Origin of the sequence: Winogradskyella vidalii (genome assembly GCF_013403955.1) — a bacterium.
GTDB classification, from domain to species: domain Bacteria; phylum Bacteroidota; class Bacteroidia; order Flavobacteriales; family Flavobacteriaceae; genus Winogradskyella; species Winogradskyella vidalii.
Map to the genome: position 1 here is coordinate 186,791 of NZ_JABFDG010000003.1, position 20,704 is coordinate 207,494.

At 33.9% G+C, this 20,704-nt stretch carries 16 protein-coding genes; 7 read left to right on the forward strand and 9 right to left on the reverse strand.

Annotated elements, in window-relative coordinates:
- Positions 1-138: 138 nt before the first annotated feature.
- From ileS to HM982_RS09690, 5 genes are all read left to right on the forward strand, one after another.
- A complete protein-coding gene (gene ileS / locus HM982_RS09670; protein ID WP_179352959.1) occupies positions 139-3,543 on the forward strand; it encodes an isoleucine--tRNA ligase in 3,405 nt (1,134 codons plus the stop codon).
- Between the two features lie 4 nt (positions 3,544-3,547).
- Positions 3,548-3,928, forward strand: coding sequence for a TraR/DksA family transcriptional regulator (locus tag HM982_RS09675; protein WP_179352960.1), 381 nt, complete (start codon positions 3,548-3,550; stop codon positions 3,926-3,928).
- A 66-nt stretch (positions 3,929-3,994) separates the two neighbouring features.
- On the forward strand, positions 3,995-4,651 hold the full coding sequence (locus tag HM982_RS09680; protein WP_179352961.1) for a hypothetical protein: 657 nt from the start codon (positions 3,995-3,997) through the stop codon (positions 4,649-4,651).
- A gap of 27 nt (positions 4,652-4,678) precedes the next feature.
- A complete protein-coding gene (locus HM982_RS09685) occupies positions 4,679-5,296 on the forward strand; it encodes a lipoprotein signal peptidase (protein ID WP_179352962.1) in 618 nt (205 codons plus the stop codon).
- 42 nt (positions 5,297-5,338) lie between these two features.
- Entirely contained in the window at positions 5,339-9,091 is a 3,753-nt protein-coding gene (locus HM982_RS09690) for a T9SS type B sorting domain-containing protein (RefSeq protein WP_179352963.1), read from the forward strand.
- A gap of 8 nt (positions 9,092-9,099) precedes the next feature.
- Here HM982_RS09690 and HM982_RS09695 read toward each other — a convergent pair whose 3' ends face one another.
- Genes HM982_RS09695 through HM982_RS09710 form a run of 4 tightly spaced genes read right to left on the reverse strand, consistent with a single transcriptional unit; the run spans position 9,100 to position 11,986 of the window.
- Positions 9,100-9,663, reverse strand: a complete 564-nt coding sequence (locus HM982_RS09695) for a 5-formyltetrahydrofolate cyclo-ligase (RefSeq protein WP_179352964.1) — start codon at positions 9,661-9,663, stop codon at positions 9,100-9,102.
- Positions 9,660-10,679 (reverse strand): succinylglutamate desuccinylase/aspartoacylase family protein, encoded by a 1,020-nt coding sequence (locus tag HM982_RS09700; protein ID WP_179352965.1) that lies wholly within the window; start codon positions 10,677-10,679, stop codon positions 9,660-9,662. The genes HM982_RS09695 and HM982_RS09700 overlap by 4 nt, the downstream gene beginning before the upstream one ends.
- Before the next feature lie 6 nt (positions 10,680-10,685).
- The gene (gene rimK, locus HM982_RS09705) at positions 10,686-11,561 is read right to left on the reverse strand and encodes a 30S ribosomal protein S6--L-glutamate ligase (RefSeq protein ID WP_179352966.1); all 876 of its coding nucleotides are present in this window, start codon (positions 11,559-11,561) and stop codon (positions 10,686-10,688) included.
- A complete protein-coding gene (locus tag HM982_RS09710) occupies positions 11,558-11,986 on the reverse strand; it encodes an ATP-dependent zinc protease family protein (RefSeq protein ID WP_179352967.1) in 429 nt (142 codons plus the stop codon). The genes rimK and HM982_RS09710 overlap by 4 nt, the downstream gene beginning before the upstream one ends.
- A gap of 90 nt (positions 11,987-12,076) precedes the next feature.
- Here HM982_RS09710 and uvrC point away from each other — a divergent pair, with 90 nt between their 5' ends.
- Together uvrC and HM982_RS09720 are read left to right on the forward strand one after the other, a co-directional pair.
- Positions 12,077-13,870 carry an excinuclease ABC subunit UvrC gene (uvrC, locus tag HM982_RS09715; RefSeq protein ID WP_179352968.1) on the forward strand — a complete coding sequence of 598 codons (1,794 nt, stop codon included), beginning with the start codon at positions 12,077-12,079 and terminating at the stop codon, positions 13,868-13,870.
- Between the two features lie 62 nt (positions 13,871-13,932).
- Entirely contained in the window at positions 13,933-16,170 is a 2,238-nt protein-coding gene (locus HM982_RS09720; protein ID WP_179352969.1) for a patatin-like phospholipase family protein, read from the forward strand.
- Between the two features lie 165 nt (positions 16,171-16,335).
- Here HM982_RS09720 and HM982_RS09725 read toward each other — a convergent pair whose 3' ends face one another.
- From HM982_RS09725 to HM982_RS09745, 5 genes are read right to left on the reverse strand one after another with little or no spacing between them, the layout of a single operon-like run.
- On the reverse strand, positions 16,336-19,035 hold the full coding sequence (locus tag HM982_RS09725; RefSeq protein WP_246296703.1) for a carboxypeptidase-like regulatory domain-containing protein: 2,700 nt from the start codon (positions 19,033-19,035) through the stop codon (positions 16,336-16,338).
- Positions 19,036-19,046: 11 nt separating this feature from the next.
- Positions 19,047-19,454, reverse strand: a complete 408-nt coding sequence (locus HM982_RS09730; protein WP_179353115.1) for a GLPGLI family protein — start codon at positions 19,452-19,454, stop codon at positions 19,047-19,049.
- Positions 19,455-19,748, reverse strand: a complete 294-nt coding sequence (locus HM982_RS09735; RefSeq protein ID WP_179352970.1) for a hypothetical protein — start codon at positions 19,746-19,748, stop codon at positions 19,455-19,457. It lies immediately after the preceding gene.
- Positions 19,748-20,476, reverse strand: coding sequence for a GLPGLI family protein (locus HM982_RS09740; RefSeq protein WP_179352971.1), 729 nt, complete (start codon positions 20,474-20,476; stop codon positions 19,748-19,750). Before HM982_RS09740 ends, HM982_RS09735 begins: the two co-directional genes overlap by 1 nt.
- On the reverse strand, positions 20,469-20,639 hold the full coding sequence (locus tag HM982_RS09745; RefSeq protein WP_179352972.1) for a hypothetical protein: 171 nt from the start codon (positions 20,637-20,639) through the stop codon (positions 20,469-20,471). The genes HM982_RS09740 and HM982_RS09745 overlap by 8 nt, the downstream gene beginning before the upstream one ends.
- Positions 20,640-20,704: the final 65 nt, after the last annotated feature.

Genomic DNA, 20,704 nt, shown 5'->3' on the forward strand with positions numbered 1-20,704 from the left:
GTTATCAATATAAATAATTTTTAGTACGGACCTCACAGGTTTTTAAAGCCTCTGAGGTCTTGTTATCTTTACCAATTATTATCTTATAATATTTCCACAAAATTCTGTAATTTCGCACCTCGAAAAGAAAACAGAATAATGAGCACAAAGTTCCCTGAATACAAAGGACTTAACTTGCCAAACGTTGCAGATGAAATCGGTAACTATTGGGAAGCTAATAATATCTTCGATAAAAGTGTAACCACAAGAGAAGGAAAACCTCCTTTTGTGTTTTTTGAAGGACCGCCTTCAGCTAACGGTTTGCCTGGTGTACACCACGTTTTAGCACGTGCGATTAAAGATATTTTTCCACGTTACAAAACCATGAAAGGGTTTCAAGTAAAACGTAAAGCCGGTTGGGACACACACGGTTTACCAGTTGAGCTTGGTGTAGAAAAAGAACTGGGGATTACCAAAGAAGATATTGGTAAAAAAATCACCGTAGAAGAATATAACGAAGCCTGTAAAAAAGCGGTGATGCGTTATACCGATATCTGGAACGACCTCACACAAAAAATGGGCTATTGGGTAGATATGGACGATCCGTACATTACCTACAAATCAAAATACATGGAAAGTGTATGGTGGTTGCTCAAACAGATTTACGAAAAAAACTTAATATATAAAGGCTATACCATTCAGCCGTATTCACCAAAAGCAGGTACAGGTTTAAGTTCGCACGAGTTAAATCAACCGGGAACTTACCAAGATGTTACCGATACAACGATTGTTGCACAGTTTAAAGCCAATGCAGAGTCGCTACCAGAATTTCTTCAAGATGAAGGTGATATTTTCTTTTTAGCTTGGACAACAACACCTTGGACACTTCCAAGTAACACGGCATTAACAGTTGGACCTAAAATAGACTATGTTTTAGTTGAAGCTTACAACCAATACACATTTAAACCTATGAATGTTGTTTTGGCTAAAAATTTAGTCAATAAACAATTTGATGGGAAATTTAAACGCGTAGAAACCAAATCAGAATTAATAGACTACAAAGAAGGCGATAAAAAGATTCCTTATTACGTGGTTAAAGACTTCGTTGGAAAAGATTTAGTAGGCATTACTTACGAGCAATTATTACCATACGCTTTGCCAAACGATAATCCTGAAAATGCGTTTAGAATCATCTCTGGAGATTTCGTAACGGTTGAAGATGGAACAGGAATTGTACATACAGCACCAACCTTTGGAGCAGATGATGCCTTGGTAGCCAAACAAGCTTCACCAGAAATTCCACCACTTCTCGTAAAAGATACCAATGATAATTTAGTGCCATTGGTAGATTTACAAGGGAAGTTTAGACCAGAAATGGGCGAATATGCTGGGAAGTATGTGAAGAACGAATATTATAATGACGGCGAAGCACCAGAGAAATCTGTAGATGTTGAACTCGCTATTCAGTTAAAGACAGCAAACCGAGCGTTTAAAGTTGAAAAGTATAAGCACAGTTATCCAAATTGTTGGAGAACAGATAAGCCAATTTTATACTATCCCTTAGATTCTTGGTTTATTAAAGTGACCGATGTTAAAGGTAGAATGCACGAGTTAAATACCTCTATTAACTGGAAGCCAAAATCAACCGGAGAAGGACGTTTTGGTAATTGGTTAGCAAATGCTAATGACTGGAATTTATCGCGATCTCGTTTTTGGGGAATTCCATTACCGATTTGGAGAACAGAAGATGGAAAAGAACAAATTTGTATCGGTTCTGTTGCAGAATTAAAATCTGAAATCGCTAAATCTGTGGAAGCAGGTGTAATGTCTGAAGATATTTTTGCTGAATTTGAAGTCGGTAACATGTCAGAAGAAAATTATGAGACAATTGACCTACATAAAAATGTAGTCGATAAAATCATATTAGTTTCTGCAAACGGACAACCGATGAAGCGTGAAAGCGATTTAATTGATGTATGGTTCGATTCGGGGTCTATGCCTTATGCACAATGGCATTATCCTTTTGAAAATAAAAATTTAATTGACAATAACGAAGCATTTCCTGCAGATTTCATCGCAGAAGGTGTTGATCAAACACGTGGATGGTTCTATACGCTTCATGCCATTGGAACTATGGTTTTTGATTCCGTAGCCTACAAAAACGTCGTATCTAACGGCTTGGTTTTAGATAAGAATGGCCAAAAAATGTCTAAGCGTTTAGGTAATGCCGTAGATCCTTTTGAAACCTTATCTAAATACGGAGCAGATGCGACGCGTTGGTACATGATTAGTAACGCCAATCCTTGGGATAACTTAAAATTTGATAGCGACGGTATTGCTGAGGTGAGTCGTAAGTTCTTTGGCACACTTTATAATACCTATTCATTCTTCACCTTATATACCAATATTGATGGATTTAATTATAGTGAAGCTGATATTCCTTTAGAGGAACGTCCGGAAATTGACCGTTGGGTACTTTCAGAATTAAATACTTTAATTCAGCGTGTTGATGAATATTATGCGGCTTATGAGCCAACTAGAGCAGCACGAGCTATTTCAGACTTTACACAAGATCATTTAAGTAACTGGTATGTGCGTTTAAGTAGAAGGCGTTTCTGGAAAGGGGATTACCAAACCGATAAAATTTCGGCCTACCAAACCCTTTATACCTGTATGGAAACCATTGCAAAGCTTGGTGCTCCAATTGCACCATTCTTTATGGACCGTTTGTATTTAGATTTAAATGCTGTCACTAAAAAAGAAACCTTTGAAAGTGTGCATTTAGCAGATTTTCCTGCTGCAGATACGAGTATTATAGACGAAGTTTTAGAACGTAAAATGTATAATGCACAAACCATTTGTTCATTAGTATTATCGTTAAGAGCTAAAGAAAAAATTAAAGTACGTCAGCCACTTCAAAAAATAATGATTCCTATTCAGAATCAACAACAAAAAGAAGAGATAGAAGCTGTTTCTGAGTTAATTAAACATGAAGTTAACATTAAGGAAATTGAGCTTTTAGAAGATGCATCAGACATTTTAGTAAAGCAGATAAAACCTAATTTTAAGACTTTAGGACCTAAATTTGGTAAGGATATGAAGCTGATTGCCAATACGGTAAGGGGTTTTGGTGCTGAAGATATTAAGAATGTTGAGCAAAATGGGACTATAGACGTTGAGATTAACGGAAAAAATATTACTTTGGGTCTCGAAGATGTGGAGATTACTTCGCAAGATATTGAAGGATGGTTAGTAGCTAATGAAGGTGCTTTAACAGTGGCTTTAGATGTTACAATCAATGAAGATTTACGTGAAGAAGGTATTGCTAGGGAGTTAGTAAACCGTATTCAAAACCTACGTAAAGATTCCGGATTTGAGCTTACTGACAGAATTGACGTACAAATTTTAAAAGATGAACAAATCGTTAAGGCTATTTCTTCAAATGAAGCGTATATTAAATCTGAAACATTAACAGAAGATTTACAAATTATAGACACTTTAAACAATGGTATAGAAATTGTATTTGATGAGGTCAATACCAAATTGTTTATTAAAAAACATTAAAACTATGGCAACAGAAACCAATCTAAGATATTCAGATAATGATTTAGCGGAATTTAAAGCGTTACTTCAAGATAAAATTGATAAAGCTGAGCACGATTTAGAGCTTATAAAAAGTGCGTATATGAACAACCATAACAATGGTACAGATGATACGTCACCAACATTTAAAGCTTTTGAAGAAGGTAGCGAAACGATGAGTAAGGAAGCAAACTCGGCGTTGGCAATTCGTCAGGAGAAGTTTATTCGCGATTTAAAAAATGCGATTATTCGTATTGAAAATAAAACTTACGGTGTTTGTCGTGTTACAGGTAAATTAATCAATAAAGAGCGTTTAAAATTAGTCCCACATGCTACGTTGAGCATTGAAGCTAAGAACATGCAGTAACATTCCTGCGATTTGTGCTGAACTTGTTTCAGTAAAGCAGGAATCTCATTAAATTGAGAATCTATTTTGATAAAAAACAAAATCATAAAGCCATGGACTATTAATTTCATGGCTTTTTTTGTGCTTTTTAGTTTGAGTATAACAACTCTAGAATCTCAGAATATTATAGAAAAGACAATACAATCAGATGATATTTCATCCATTTCTATTAACGGAAATGATATTTTTAATATTTCCGTTACAACCTCTGCAACAGATGAAATTAAGATTACGTCAACTTTAGATGGTGAGTACCAAAACGATTTTCAGATTGTTCTAAAGGAAGAGAAATCAACATTAAATCTAAGCTTAGAGCTCTTGTCCTTAGAAGAAATACCAGATGATAAACGTAACGCACACAAAGTTATTGCAGCCACTTTACAACTTAAAATCCCTGAACAGCTCAAATTGCATATTATTAGCGATATCGCTTCAGTAGATTTAAATGGTGATTTTAATTCACTGTATATTGAATTATGGCGTGGTAAATGCAATGTTATTGGCAATGCAAATTCATCGACTATAAATACTATAGATGGTGATATTAACGTTATGACCAAAAATGCAACAATTGAAGCCAATTCTAATCATGGTGAAATTAACATTGACGACTTTGCCTATTCAGAGGAATTTTGGAAATTGAAATCCATTAATGGAGCTATTACCGTTGTAAAGCTCAATTAAACACTTATTTTTACTCAAAATCATTACATGTCCTTAAAAAAAGCCTCGATTCTCATTTTAACAATTCTGCTGATTGATCAAATTAGTAAAATTTACATTAAAACCCATTTTCAACTGGGAGAAGATGTAACTGTGTTTTCTTGGTTTAAGATTGCTTTTATAGAGAATGATGGTATGGCTTGGGGAACAAAATTAAGTGATTTTACAAATTTAATTTCAGACCGTTCTGCTAAACTAGCTTTAACCTTATTTAGAATTGTTGCAGTAGCAGCTATAGCTTATTGGCTGCTCGATGTGATTAAAAAGAAGAAATCGAAAATATTAATATTTGCAATCTCAATTATATTTGCTGGTGCATTAGGTAATATTATAGATTCTGTTTTTTATGGGGTTTTATTTAGTGATAGTGTGATGCAAGTCGCTACCTTTTTACCTGAAGGAGGTGGTTATGAGAGTGTGTTTCACGGTAATGTGGTCGATATGCTTTATTTCCCTATTTGGAGTGGTTTAGTTCCAGAAAACTGGCCTTTAATTGGCGGTAAATATTTTTCGTTTTTTGATCCTGTTTTCAATGTAGCTGATATGGCGATAAGTTCTGGTATTGGAATTTTGATTGTTTTTAATAAGAAAGCTTTTGAAGCGTAATTCTTTTTAGTTATCTTGTTTAGCCTTAATTTAACTTGCCCTGTGAAGCAGTTTAGCCTTTTTATATTCGTTTTTTGTACGCACCTTTTATTTTGTCAAAATGAATCTAATATCTGGTATTTTGGTAGGCATGCGGGTGTAGATTTTAATTCGGGTTCCCCTGAGATTTTATTAGACGGTGCACTAGATACCAACGAAGGTTGTGCTACCATATCAGACAGCAACGGTGATCTTCTCTTTTATACAGATGGTGTTACTGTTTATGATAGGTCGCATAACATTATGCCCAATGGAACAAATCTTAATGGGGATTTTTCAAGTACACAGTCGGCCATAGCTATCCCTTTTCCTAATAATGCTTCAAAATATCTAATTTTTACAGTTGATTCAGCTTGGAACAACCCAGAGACAGAAGGTTTGCAATATTCTGAAATAGATATGACGCTTAATAATGGTTTTGGTGATGTTACAGAAATAAAAAATGTTTTATTAGAGCAAATTGTTAATGAAAAAGTGACGGCCGTTTTAAATGCAGATGAAGATGGTTATTGGGTGTTAAGTCACCGACACAGTAGTGATGAATTTATTGCTTATGAAGTTACAGCCTCAGGTGTTAATATGACGCCAGTGGTGAGTGCAGTGGGGACGGAAACGGGAGTTTTTAATTTAGGAGGACAAATTAAGGTGTCTCCAAATGGTGAAAAGGTGGCTGTGGCAAGAGGCGGTGGAGGTGTGCAGATATTCGATTTTGATGATTCTACAGGTGTAATAAGTAATCCTATAACAATCGACGTTTCTGTTAATACGTATGGCATTGAGTTTTCACCAAATAATACAGTACTATATGTGTCATTTTACGGCGGAATTTATCAATATAATTTGATATCCGACAATGAATCGGATATTGTAGCTTCAGAAGTCACCTTAATTGATGCACCTGGTTATGGCTATACATCAATACAACTGGGACCCGACCAAAAAATATATGTTGCACGAACACTTGATTATTATTTAGGTGTTATTAATAATCCTAATATAGTTGGTCTAGGATGCAACTATGATAACGAAGGCTTATACCTAGGAGGCCGGCAGTCAACCTTGGGGCTTCCAGCATTTATGCAGTCTTTTTTTAATGTAGGATTCCAGTTTAGTGATAATTGTGCTGGATATCCAATAGAATTTGTACCTAATATTTCAGAGGCCTATGATTCCCTTATTTGGGATTTTGGCGATGGTAATACCTCTACAGAAGATAACCCGACATATACCTATGCTAACGCGGGTAATTATGAGGTGTCCTTGTCAGTGACTTTAAATTCTGAGAGTTATGAGGATTCAAAAATAATTAGCATTTATGAGTTGCCAACAGTAACACCAATAGTGGTGTTAAGGCAATGTGATGATGATATAGATGGGTTTAGTAGTTTTAACCTTAATGAAGCTAATGCAGAAATTTCGGTTAATTATTTAGAGGAAACCATTACTTATTATGAGTCGGAATTAGATGCTGAAAATGCTAATAATCCGATAGCAAATGTAATGTCGTACACTAATCAAACGGTTAGTACAGATAGGGTTTGGGCACGCGTAGAAAACAGTAATGGTTGTTTTGATGTTGCCCCAATTGATTTAGTGGTGTCTACCACACAACTTCCTGAAACATTTATGAAGGATTTCTACCAATGCGATGATGGTGAAGATATTGTAGATGGTGTGTCTACCTTCGATTTTAGTTCGGTAACGCCAGAAATTGAAGCTTTATTTCCTGTGGGACAACAATTAGAGATCAATTATTACAGTACCCTTTCAGAGGCTTTATCAGAAACAAATGCGATTGAAAATATTAGTCAATATCAGAATATAGGATCTCCTAATCATCAAGATATTTATGTCAGAGTTGCCAATGGGTTAAATAACGATTGTTTGGCACTTGGGCATCATATTACACTACATGTAAATCCTGTGCCTTTAATAACAGGCCCTGTAATTTTAGAACAGTGTGATGAAGGTAATGATGGTGAAGAGTACTTTGATACTTCTGGTATTGAAGCCGAGCTTTTAGAGGGGCAAACAGCACCTATAGTTATTAGCTATAGTGATGAATTTGGAAATACATATCCAAGTCCATTACCAAATCCAATGGTAAGTAATGTGCCTATTTTAAATATTTTTGCGACCCTCTCCATTGAAGATGAAACAAGTCCTTCAGGTAGTTGTAGTGTGCAAACTACTATTAGTTTTGGGATTTCTAGTGGTGTTACTGCACATCCTGTAAGTACTCTTAGTGTCTGTGATACTGATGGTGATGGTTTGTATGCCTTTGACACTTCTACTATTGCAAGCACTGTTTTAAACGGTCAGGAGGATGTAGTCCTTAATTTTTATGAAGCAGATGGTACATTGTTGCCAAATCCACTTCCCAATCCTTACACAATTACATCTAAATCTATTGTAGCAAGGGTTGAAAGTACAGTGAGTTCGTTTTGTTTTGATGAAACTATCATAGAATTTCAAGTTAATGCTGTTCCTGTTGCACATGCCATTTCCAATGATTTTGTTTGTGACGATGTGTCTAATGATGGTGAACATGTATTTACACTTTCTGATTATGATAATCAAATATTAGGAGGACAATCTGATACGAATTTTGAGGTGTTCTATTTTGATAATTTAGAAAATGCTGAGCAGCATATAAATCCTTTACAAAATAACTTTGTTGTAACTGCAGAAAGTGTCACTGTTTATGCAAAAATTCAAAATGTTAATGAAGCGGGTTGTTATGATATAGTGTCATTTCAGCTCGGCGTTAATTACTTTCCTATAGTGCAGCAGCTACAAAACATTAGTGTTTGTGATGATCCTATTAACGATGGATTTACAGAGTTGGATTTAACTAATTTTGATGCTGAAATTTTAGGAGACTTAAACCCTTCTGGTTTTAATGTAAGCTATTATTTAAGTTTAAGTGACGCTATTGAAAGTCATAATCAAATTGCTTATGATTATACAAATACAACAAATCCTCAAACAATTTATGCGCGTTTAGAAAATGCAAATTCACCACAATGTTTCACTACCACTTCAGTAGAAATAACGATTAAAGAACAACCTGTTTTACAGATGGATGAATTTTGGGCATTGTGTGCAGGTCATTCCGTTGAGATTATTGCAGACTTTGGTTATGATTATTACAATTGGTCTACTGGTCAAACCACAAGAGCAATTGTTGTGAGTGAGCCTGGAGACTACACGGTTGTTGTATCAAATGATTATGGTGACTTAAGGTGTAGTACCGAAAAAACAGTTTCTGTAAGCTTATCTGATGTTGCTGTAATTACAGCTGTTGAAACCGTAGATTGGTCCCAAAGCGCTAATGTGATTTCTGTGTTTGTTGAAGGCATTGGTGATTATGAATACTCATTAGATGGTATAAGTTATCAAGATGCACCTATATTTGAAGCGTTACCAATTGGCGATTATGATGTCTATGTTAGAGATAAAAATGGTTGCGGAGTCATAGTAGAAGAGGTGTATTTGCTTAATTATCCTAGATACTTTACGCCTAATGGCGATGGCACAAATGAATTTTGGCAGATTAAAAATGCTATTAATGAACCATTGAATAAGGTTTATATTTATGACCGTTATGGTAAGTTAATTACGGAATTAAAACCTAATGATTCAGGTTGGGACGGTACCTTAAATGGAAACAGATTACCTAGTAGTGATTATTGGTTTGTTTTAGAGCGTCAAAATGGAAAAACCTATACAGGGCACTTTGCTTTAAAGCGTTAAACTTCAATTTAGAACGTTATAATATTATTTGGAGTTACACAATAATCTAGTGTAATATCATTTTCAGAAGCTTCAAAACTTTCTTCATCAACATCAAAAAAAGATAAACCAACTTTTAAAGCTTCAGGTTTGCAATTTGCCAAAAAGCGATCGTAAAAGCCTTTGCCATAACCCACTCTGTTTCCTAGTCTATCATAAGCTAAAAGTGGAATGAAAACCACATCTAATTGTGAGGCTTTAATTTCTATACCGTCTACGGGCTCCGGAATATTATAGCTGTTTTTTTTGATGGCCGTACTATCGGTTAACAGAAAATGCGTCATACTACAATCTTCAAAATTACTTTTAGAAATAACGACATGCTTGTCTTTTCCGGCTAAAATATTGAGGATATAATCGGTATTAATCTCCTTTTGTTCTTCAATGGTTAAAAAAATATGATAAAAGGAATGGTCCCAGATTGAAAGGCTTAACAATTGATTGGCAATGGCGAGACTGTAGTCTTCCACTTCAATTCCTGAAAGCTGTTGTCTTAAAGCTTTGTATTTAGTTCTTAATGCTTTTTTAGTCACGATTTTACTTTTGTAGAGATATGAAAAATAGCATCACCTTGATACGTAATTGGTGATTCGTTGATATTAAAAATATAGCCGTCATTAGGCGCTTTTACAAAGTGGTTAAAACTACCATAAGGGTCTGTAATATTACCGAGGTCATCGCCTTTTTTTACTTCAGTATTAACAGTGACAGTCGCTTTAAACATACCAGAATACTTGGCTCTTATCCATTTGCTTCCTGCAAGATAAATACATGGTTTCTTAGGTTCAGAAACTTTAAATTTCCGGTTTAACATGCCTAAGTGATGGAGTACACGTTTGGTGCCATTTACTGCTGTGTTGGTAATGTTATTGTCGATATGAAAGGATTTTCCACCTTCAAAAAGAAGAATAGGAATACCCGATTTATAGCAGGTTTTTCTAAACGATTTACTCAAGTTTTTAGAATATAAAATAAAAGGCGCTCCAAATGCATTGGCTAATACATCTAGTTTGGGGTCTCCTTTAACAATCCGAATTTGCGCCGCATTAAAACGGTCAGCGCCACCGGTGTGGAAATCGAGTACTAAATCTGCATGAGGCAAAATTTCGGTAACCAATTTAAAAGCAACTCTACTAGCTAAAGAGCCACTTCGTGTTCCTGGAAATACACGGTTGAGGTCACGACCATCAGGAAATTCACGATCCATATGAATAAATCCAAAAACATTAATCACAGGAATACAGATAATTGTGCCTTTTTTAGGTTTATTAATCCCTTTTGAAATAATTTGACGTACAATTTCTACACCATTCACTTCATCGCCATGGATGCCTGCAGTAATTAAAACCGTTGGTCCTGGTTTTTTTGAGCGTTCAATAATTACAGGGACATCAATTGTGTTTTGCGTATGAAGTTTGGCAACGTTAAAACTCACTTGTGCACTTTCTCCTAAGGCAACTTTTGTACCTAATATGTGCATAATGTCTTTTTCAGCCACAGTGGTGTTTTTTGTAATTTTCGGAATAGATGGCTCTTGAGTAGTACTCATTTAGAATTATTTTTTATTGCGCTCAATAAATGTGATAATAGCTTTCGCTATGTTTTTATGGGTTGCTTTTTCAATACCTTCTAATCCTGGCGTTGAGTTGACTTCTAGTAATAATGGCCCGCGTTCAGATTGTAGCATATCGACACCACAAACTGGTAATTTTAATACTTTGGCAGCATTCATTGCTAATTTTAATTCGTCGGGGTCTAGCTTTATAATATTAGCAGAACCACCACGATGCAAGTTAGATCTAAATTCACCTTCCTTACCTTGGCGTTTCATAGCACCTACTACTTGCCCATCCACAACTAAAGCTCTCAAATCAGCACCTTTAGCTTCCTTAATAAACTCTTGAACAATGACTCGGGCTTGTAAACCATTAAAAGCTTCTAAAACCGATTCAGCAGCATTTTTTGTTTCTGCTAAAACAACACCAAGCCCTTGTGTACCTTCTAATAATTTGATGATTACGGGAGTACCACCAACATAGTCAATAACTTCTACAACATCTCTAGAATAATTGGTAAAAACAGTTTTAGGCATGCCAATACCAGCTTTACTTAAGCGTTGTAAACTTCTCAACTTATCACGCGAACGGATTATAGCATCTGATGAAGCAATAGTAAAAATTCCCATTTCTTCAAACTGTCTGACTACGGCACAGCCATAAAAGGTTACCGAAGCCCCAATTCTAGGAATTATAGCATCTACATAATCTAAATACCGATCCCTATAATAAATGGTAGGTTTTTCTTTTTCGATTATAATATCGCATTTTAAAGGGTCAATAATTTCCATTTGATGACCTCTTTTTTCACCTTCTTCTATAAGTCGTTTAGTAGAATAAAGTTCAGGATTTCTCGAAAGAATAACTATGTTCATTTAATTAGGGTTTGTTTAAAGGATTGATTTTCTATATCGACATCGACTAGAAATTTATGTTTTAAAAATTGTCGCCCAATAAGTACCGGAAATTTCATATCGTCTCTTGTGCTTAAAGTTAAGTTGATTTTATACGTTTTTCCAAAGAAAACAACGGTTGTTTTAATTTTGTAACGGTTTTCTCTATGGCCATTACTACTCTTAACATCCGTATAAGTGTAAGTATCAAAAGCGACTTCTTCACTTTTAAAATTAGGATGCCCTTTACTTTCAAAAATGCAGTAGAGTTTATTATCCGCTTCTCTAATGTTAGAGCAATGGATGGCAGAAGTGTAAGCTCCTGTGTCTATTTTAACATCAATGTTGTTTAATTTTAATTCAGGAAAATTGACTTTATCAACACGTCCTAAAATTTTTTTTGTCATAAATTAATTCTATAAAATAAGGGGTGAAAGATATGATAACTTTGAGTACTTGTATCTCTAAACTTATAACTTTTATATATCTTTGATTATATGCCAGAATCGACCTTAGATATACAGATAAAAACCCTGCCCCATGAACCTGGTGTCTATCAATATTTTGATGCGGATGAACGTTTAATCTACGTCGGAAAAGCTAAAGATATAAAAAAACGTGTTAGTAGTTATTTTAATAAGCATCACGATTACGGCAAAACACGTGTTTTAGTAAAAAACATTGTTTCGGTAAAACACATTGTAGTTGAGACTGAAAATGATGCGTTACTACTAGAAAACAATCTTATTAAAAAATACAAGCCAAAGTATAACGTTCTATTGAAAGATGATAAATCGTACCCTTGGATTTGTATTAAAAAAGAACGTTTCCCTAGGGTGTTTCCAACACGACGTGTCATTAAAGATGGCTCGGAATATTTTGGACCTTACACCAGCATGAAAACCGTAAAAACCCTTTTAGGTCTAATTAAAGGGTTATATCAACTGCGAACGTGTAATTACGATTTGTCTGAGTCTAAAATTGAAGCCGGAAAATATAAAGTCTGTTTAGAATATCATTTAGGCAATTGTAAAGGTCCTTGTGAAGGTTATGAAACGGAAGAAGAATATCAAGCTAATATTGTAGCTATTAGAGAAATTCTAAAAGGAAATTTTAAAGATTCATTGCAGCAGTTTAGAATTCAAATGCGGCAACATGCGGAAGCCATGCAGTTTGAGGATGCCCAAAAAATTAAAGAAAAACTTGAAATTTTAGAAAACTACCAAGCCAAATCAACCATTGTAAATCCAAAGATTAATAATGTAGATGTGTTTTCAATAGTTAGTGATGAAACGTATGCTTATATCAATTTCTTACAACTAAGTTATGGTTCTATAATTAGGTCGCACACCTTAGAGCTAAAAAAGAAGTTACAAGAAACGGATTTGCAATTGTTAGAATTGGCAATTACAGAAATTAGACAACGTTTCAATTCAAATTCTAAGGAGATTTACGTCCCTTTTAAAGTGAATTTAGGCGATGAAATAAAAATCACCATACCAAAATTAGGCGATAAAAAAGCGATTCTAGAGTTATCGATACGTAATGCCAAGTATTACCGTATGGATAAATTAAAGCAGATAAAAATTGTGGACCCCGATCGGCATGCTAACCGCATAATGGCGCAGATGAAAGCCGATTTACGTTTGTCTGAAGAGCCAAGGCATATAGAATGTTTTGATAATTCTAATATTCAAGGTACAAATCCGGTAGCAGCTTGTGTGGTTTTTAAAAATGGAAAGCCGAGTAAAAAGGATTACCGTCATTTTAATATAAAAACGGTTGAAGGTCCTGATGATTTTGCGTCCATGGAAGAAGTGGTCTATAGGCGTTACAAGCGTTTAGTTGAAGAAGAGCAGCCATTGCCACAACTTATTATAATTGATGGCGGAAAAGGGCAATTGTCTTCAGCGTTAAAAAGTCTGGATGTCTTAGGATTACGAAATGAAATCGCTATTATTGGTATTGCAAAACGTTTAGAAGAATTATTTTATCCAGATGATCCTATTCCCTTATATTTAGATAAAAAAAGTGAAACCTTAAAAATAATTCAACAACTTAGAAATGAAGCCCATCGTTTTGGAATAGAACATCATCGAAATAGAAGGAGTAAAGGGGCTTTAACGACGGAGTTAGAAAATATTTCGGGTGTTGGTGAGCAAACCATTATAGATTTAATGAAGCAATTTAAAACCGTAAAACGAATTGCAAATGCCAAGTTAGATGAGTTAGAAGCCGTTGTAGGTGTGTCTAGAGCGAATAAAGTTTATAATTATTATCATAAAGAATAACATAGTAAAAACATAAAAACAGCATTCCTGGGTGGTGAAAAACCAAATAAATATAGGATTGTATGAACACAAAAATCCTCATATCGCTATTACTTTTTGTAACGCTCTTTTCACTAAAGGCACAAAATGATACGTCCCAACCAGAACCAAAAGTAGGTTTAGTGTTAAGTGGAGGTGGTGCCAAAGGATTTGCTCATATTGGTGTACTAAAAGTTATTGACAGTCTAGGCATAAAAATAGATTATGTTGCAGGCACAAGTATGGGAGCCATTATAGGATCTTTATATGCCACAGGTTATTCGGGTGAGCAGTTAGAGGAGATGTTTAAAGCTCAAGATTTTGATGAGTTGATTAATGATAATTTCCCCAGACGTTCAAAGTCATTTTATGAACGCGAAAATGCCGAAAAATACGCCGTTACTCTACCTTTTGATAAATTTAAAATCGCTTTACCTTCAGCCTTATCTCGCGGACAGAATGTTTATAATTTACTCTATCAACTGATGCTTCCTGTTAATCATATTAATGATTTTAGCCAGTTGCCCATACCATTTTTCTGTGTTACAACCAATGTTGAAACAGGAGAATCTTTAATTATGGATAAAGGTAGTCTGCCTGAAGCTGTAAGTGCAAGTGGTGCTTTGCCGTCCTTATTTCAACCGGTAATTATAGATGGTAATATCTTAATTGATGGTGGTGTAACTAATAATTTTCCTGTTGAAGAATTGCGTGCTAAGGGTATGGATATTATAATAGGAGTTGATGTTCAAGATGCTTTAAAGGATCGCGAATCGCTTAAATCTGCTCCGGATATTCTTATGCAGATTAATAATTTTCGTACAATTAACGCTATGAAAAGTAAGTCGGAATTAACCGATATTTATATTAAACCAGATATAGAGGATTTTTCTGTTATTTCATTTGATCAAGGAAGTGATATTATTGCTAGTGGCCAATTAGCTGCAGTGTCTCAATTATCAGAATTAATAAACGTAAAAAATCAACAGCCAAATATTACTAAACGTACGAATTGTACAATATTAGATAGCCTTAAAATTAAGGATATTAAAATAAAAGGTAACGAACGCTATACGAGGTCGTATCTTTTGGGTAAATTAAAATTAAAAGGCGAAGAGAGAATAAGTTATTCCCACTTTAGAGAAGGGATAAATAACCTGATTGCGACTAATAATTTTGATACCTTTAGATATCAATTAGAGCCAACCGAAAATGCTTCTGAATACAATTTGATAGGTAATGTAACAGAAACTGAAACGAGTACTTTTTTAAGATTGGGTATCCACTATGATGACCTTTATAAAAGTGCTATTCTAGCAAATATTACCAAAAAAAAATTACTATTTAATAATGATATTGCTTCCTTGGATTTAATTTTAGGTGACCACTCAAGGTATAATTTCGATTATTTTGTTGACAAAGGGTACTATATTAGTGTAGGATTAAAATCAGGCTATAATCAATTTAATAAAAACATTAATCCTTTATTAGCCATAGAGGAAAATTCACCTTTGCTATCTGGTATAAATAGATTAGATGCTGAAGTTTCAGATTTTACTAATCAGGTGTATTTACAGACTATTTTTAGAAAGGATTTTGCATTACGACTTGGCGCTGAACATCGTCGTTTTAAAATTACTTCAGAAACAATTTTAGATGACAGTCAAAGTGACGAAATCACTTTTGATAATACTAATTACTACAGTGTTTTTGGGAATTTAAAATTCGATGATTATGATGATATTCACTTTCCTAAACGCGGCTTTTATTTTAATGGAGACTTACATTTATATTTAGCAGCAACCGGTTTTAATGCTGATTTTAAAGAGTTTTCAATTGCCAAAGCCGACGTGGGTCATGCTTTTAGTTTTACGGATAAATTGGCTTTAAAATCAGAGGCGAGCGCAGGCTTTAAATTAGGGAATAAGTCTATAAATACTTTAGTTTTCTCTGTTGGAGGTTATGGGGCTAACTTTATGGAAAACTTCTATTCATTTTATGGTTATGATTATATTGCCATAACAGGGGATAGTTTTATAAAAACAACCTTCACCTTAGATTACGAATTTCATAAAAATCACCACCTATTAGTGGCAGCAAACTATGCTAATATTGACAATGGTGTTTATGAGTCTGGTGAATTCTTTTCTATACCAGATTACAGTGGTTATGCCTTTGGGTATTCTTTAGAAACGTTTTTGGGGCCATTGGAAGCTAAATATACGTTCTCACCAGATACTGGTGATAGCTATTGGTTTTTTAATTTGGGCTATTGGTTTTAACACCACTTGTTTTGTAATGCTGAACTTGTTTCAGCATCTATATTACCTCTGATACATTGCGCGAATGCAATAAAATTATTTAAAATGGATGAGTAATGAAGGAATCTTAGCGTTGAATATGACAATTTATACTGTTACAGCGAACACCGTCGAGGATGTTAAAATTTAAAGCTTATAACTCACCTTAAACATCACAATCCGTGGTAAAATAAATGTTCTACTATCGCTAATTACAAAAGTATTAAATGAATTTTGCTGTTTAAAACGCGTATCAAAAAGATTAGTAGCATTTACTTCAAATCCCCAAGGACGATCTTCTACTTGGTAAAATAACGAGGCATTGGCGGTATCAAAAGTGGTTTTAGTATCTAGACTTTTATTAGTGTAATTATTATAGGTGTAATCTGCTTTAAAGATAAAATTCTTTAAAAAATCGTATTCTAAGATGACTTCTAATTGGTCATTTTCAAAATTAGAAACGTTATTTAAGGCTTTGTAATTATTAAAGTCTTTGGTGTAATTGATTTCTACGTTAGGATGGTTTTTAAAAGATGTTTCTATGCCAATCGTTGAAGCAATAGATTTTGAAACATTAAGATTAGTTTCGTTATTCAAAATTTGATAGAAATCATTATAACTAAAACGACTACTCAGATTATAACGGATCTTATTAATTTTTTTTGAAACGCGTCCACTTACCATCCAATTATGTTCTGGTTGGTTAAACATTAAGGCTGTATTAAAAGATTCTATTCCATTAAGTTCCGAAACTGTTTTTATACTTTCTATACGTTTATTAAAACTGGTATTGAAGTTGAGGTTTAAATTTTTAAACAAACTAAACTTATAATAACTCAAGGTTGCGGAATGGTACAATTGGTTTTCTAACTGATTGTTTCCTCTGTAAACACTATTAAAATTTGAAAGTATAAAATTATTAGCCAATTGATTAATGCCAGGAAACCGCGCGTTCAGTTTGTATTTAAAGTTTAATTTTTCACTGTTATTAAATTCCACTTTAGTGGTGAATTGCGGTAATAGCAAATTTTTAGAAAACGTTTCAGCATCATCAAATTGTTCAGTCCGCCATAAATACCCATGATAAAAAACAGCAGGTTTAAACGTAGCAATGCCAATTTGAAATTTATACTCTAATCCCAAATAGGTGTCTATAAAACTGTAGCCAAAATCATTACCAAAACCAGCCGAACTAAAATTATTAATACGGCCATCATTAAGCAATTGTACATCTTCATTGTAGAAACCATTAAAAGAGGTGTTGATGCCAACACTTGTATAAAGATGATTAAAATTATTAATTACCCAATAATCTTTTATGATGGCATTAAAATTATGCGACGTTGATTTTTTAATTTGAAGTATATTATACACATCGGCATCTTCCAAAGGAATTAAACCTTGTAAAATCTGTTGATTAGTGAGCCATTCTGTAATCGGTTTATCATTCTGAAAATTATAAGTCGCTTCTAAAGTGGCTGTATGTGCTTTAGACAATTTACGACTGTAAGTAATATTTTGTTTTAGATTAAGTGCTGTAACATCGGTTAATGTCGTAATACTATTATTTTGATCTGGGTTAATTGTATTTACAAAACCATGACTATCATTATTGGTCACTTTTACAAAAGCATTATAAGCAAAATCTTCTTTATAACTTGGTTCGTAGTCAACGGTGAGCTTGCCAATAGTAAAAAAGTTATTGAGGTCATTAGTAACCGTTCTGTCTTCTGTGAAAGGGTCTTCTGTATTTTGGTAAGCATTTAAGGTGTTACTTGCGGTATGCGTTTTAGAGTTAGACGTAATTAAATACCCACTAACATCGGTATGTTTAGAAACTGATTGCCTAATGTTGAGGGCGCCAAACTGGTTGATGTTATCTGTAAAATCTTGGTTATTGAGGTATTTTGCAAAATCACTATTAAAGAGACTAAAGTAACTACTTGCATCATCTAGCAGTTTACCAAAACCACCTTCAAACTCTAAGTAATCTTGAAAACTAAAACTCTTTATTCCTTGGTTGTTAAGGTCGCCTATAAAATTAATATTGGTTTTTGGACTGTAATAAAACAGATTAGGATGTAATAAGTAACGATCCTTTATGCCAGCACCAACCTCAATATCACCAAAGACAAATTTCTTTTTGTCTTCTTTTAATAAAATATTCATAGCCATATCCTCAGAATCTTGCAAGCCTTTTAGCATGGCAACCTCATTATAGTTATCTAAAACCTCAACTTTTTCAACCGCATCTGCAGGTATATTGTTTACGGCGAGTTTACTATTGCCTGTAAAAAACATTTTATTCTCTACTAAGACTTTGGTGACTTTTTTACCATTGACATTCACGTTACCTTCTCTATCGACTTCTACGCCAGGTAATTTTTTTAAAGCATCGCGTAGTTTGCGTTCTTCGCCCGTTACAAATTTTGTGACGTCATAGGTTATGGTGTCTTTTTTAACGGTAATTGGTGGCGTGTATTTTATGTTGACCTCATCTAGTTGGTCTGGGTTTTCTTTGAGGACGAAGTTTTTGGTAATGTCTTGCTCTGTTGTGGTTATCGTAATTGTTTGTGGTTTATAGCCTAAATAACTTACTGTGAGTTCGTAGGTTTGGTTTTTGGATAGACCTAGTTTAAAGCTACCGTTGTTTTCTGTTATGGCGAATTTCATTTCTTGGTCATCTGTTTCAGGTATGGCTAAGATGTTGGCGTAGGGTAAAGGTTTTTGTAGCGAGTCTGTTATTTGGCCTTGAACTTGAACTTGTTGTGCGTTACAATATGATTTTAAGATAAAAATATAAAAGATTACAAAAAAATACTTCAGCATAACAACTTTCTGGTCCATAGGTATAACATTTAGTCCTTCTCATTTCCACTGTCAATCAAACCTTCAATGAAACTATCAAACTCTGTTTCAGTCATTCTTTTTTTATTTTTAGGTAACTCAATGATTACATCTTTATCTGTAAAATTAATTTTTTTTAGTCGCGTAGTAACTTTATCAATTTTGAGTTCAACAATTATACCTGGTAATCCTGCAAAACCATCAGGACCAACAGGAAGACAAATTTCAGGCGCGTACCATGCTGTTACAGGTTTTGTAAAATCACCACGTCTGCCTTTAATCTTTATTGTGGAAGTTGCTTTATAGCAAACTAGAGAATCAATTATCATGATGTCATCAGTTAAAATCCAGTTATAATCATCAAAGGCTTTCTCAATTAAATATTTCCCCTGTTCTTTAACAGCTTTCTTTTGTTTTATTTAGTAGAAAAAAGGACCATTATATCCTGAGTGTGAAATAACAATGGCATCAAATGAATCATCTTTGTTTAATTTTTCATAAACAGCTAAGGAATCATTAAATTTTATTAAAAATTCAATTTCTGATATTGAACTATCAATTGTCTTATTTGGTTCTTTTGAGTTTGTAGAAACACCTATTCCTCCAGTTTTATAATTAGAAACTTTATTGTAATAGGCGTTACCACTAATTTGTGAAAAACTTAGTTGAAAAAGGGTGATTAAAACAATTGTAAAAATTTGTTTATAAATCATTACTTATATTTTCTTCGATTAGTGGTTGATTTTTTTACCAATTCATTAAAATCATCTTCCAGTATTTCTTTTCCCTTATGCGGTAAGTCTATTTTGTTTTTTTTATCTAAAAACTCAATTCTTTTTAAAGTTGTAACAAAATTGCCTTTTTCTAACTGAATAATTAGTCCAGGTAACCCGCCAAAACCATCAGGACCTGCAGATATATTTATATCCGAAGTATACCAAGCGGTTATAGGAATTTCCTCCGTGCCTCCTCTGCCTTCAACCGTAATTGAAGTTATTGCTTTGTAGCACGTTAAGTTGTTAAGCACTAATTTTTCTTTTTTTAAAACCCATTCTAGAGCAGATATGTCTCTTTCAACCAAATAGAGTTCATTGAACAAATCTTTTTCAAAAATCACTTTCCTGTTTTTAAAATCAAAATAAGATGGCCCAACGTAACCAGATAATATTTTAGCCAATTCTATGGATTTATTATTATCAGTTGACATTTGTTCAACTTCTTTATAAAGGGCAGTATCTTCATTAAAAGATAAAACAAACTCTAAGTTTTTTGTGGATTTCTCTAAAGATTTAATTGGGTTCCCTGGTATATTAGATAGCGAGTCTAATTTTTTTTCAAACGCTGTATTAATGTCTTTAATATAGTAGGCCTTTCCATTAGCTTGCCCGAAGCACAGGCCTAAATAAAAAACTGATGTAATTAAGAAGATAATTTTACTCATAATAATGTCTGATTAAAGTAATGTGGACATGGCATGGGATGTCCACATTATTATTATTGTAGCTACCGTCTTTTTCTGTAATAGCAAATTTAACGTCTTGATCATCTGTTTGGGGTATTGCTAAGATATTGGCGTAGGATAATGGGCTTTGCATGCTGTCCATAACTTTCCCATGAATTTTAGTCATTTGAGCATGAAATTGAGAGTGAAATCCTAAAACAAATATTA

What these genes read in the sequence shown, in the direction of transcription:
- HM982_RS09745 (WP_179352972.1), bottom strand. Translation starts at nt 20,639, where the DNA reads ATGGACAGCATGCAAAGCCCATTATCCTACGCCAATATCTTAGCAATA.
- rimK (WP_179352966.1), bottom strand. Translation starts at nt 11,561, where the DNA reads ATGAACATAGTTATTCTTTCGAGAAATCCTGAACTTTATTCTACTAAA.
- HM982_RS09720 (WP_179352969.1), top strand. Translation starts at nt 13,933, where the DNA reads ATGAACACAAAAATCCTCATATCGCTATTACTTTTTGTAACGCTCTTT.
- HM982_RS09685 (WP_179352962.1), top strand. Translation starts at nt 4,679, where the DNA reads ATGTCCTTAAAAAAAGCCTCGATTCTCATTTTAACAATTCTGCTGATT.
- HM982_RS09675 (WP_179352960.1), top strand. Translation starts at nt 3,548, where the DNA reads ATGGCAACAGAAACCAATCTAAGATATTCAGATAATGATTTAGCGGAA.
- HM982_RS09700 (WP_179352965.1), bottom strand. Translation starts at nt 10,679, where the DNA reads ATGAGTACTACTCAAGAGCCATCTATTCCGAAAATTACAAAAAACACC.
- ileS (WP_179352959.1), top strand. Translation starts at nt 139, where the DNA reads ATGAGCACAAAGTTCCCTGAATACAAAGGACTTAACTTGCCAAACGTT.
- HM982_RS09740 (WP_179352971.1), bottom strand. Translation starts at nt 20,476, where the DNA reads ATGAGTAAAATTATCTTCTTAATTACATCAGTTTTTTATTTAGGCCTG.
- uvrC (WP_179352968.1), top strand. Translation starts at nt 12,077, where the DNA reads ATGCCAGAATCGACCTTAGATATACAGATAAAAACCCTGCCCCATGAA.
- HM982_RS09725 (WP_246296703.1), bottom strand. Translation starts at nt 19,035, where the DNA reads ATGGACCAGAAAGTTGTTATGCTGAAGTATTTTTTTGTAATCTTTTAT.
- HM982_RS09710 (WP_179352967.1), bottom strand. Translation starts at nt 11,986, where the DNA reads ATGACAAAAAAAATTTTAGGACGTGTTGATAAAGTCAATTTTCCTGAA.
- HM982_RS09735 (WP_179352970.1), bottom strand. Translation starts at nt 19,748, where the DNA reads ATGATTTATAAACAAATTTTTACAATTGTTTTAATCACCCTTTTTCAA.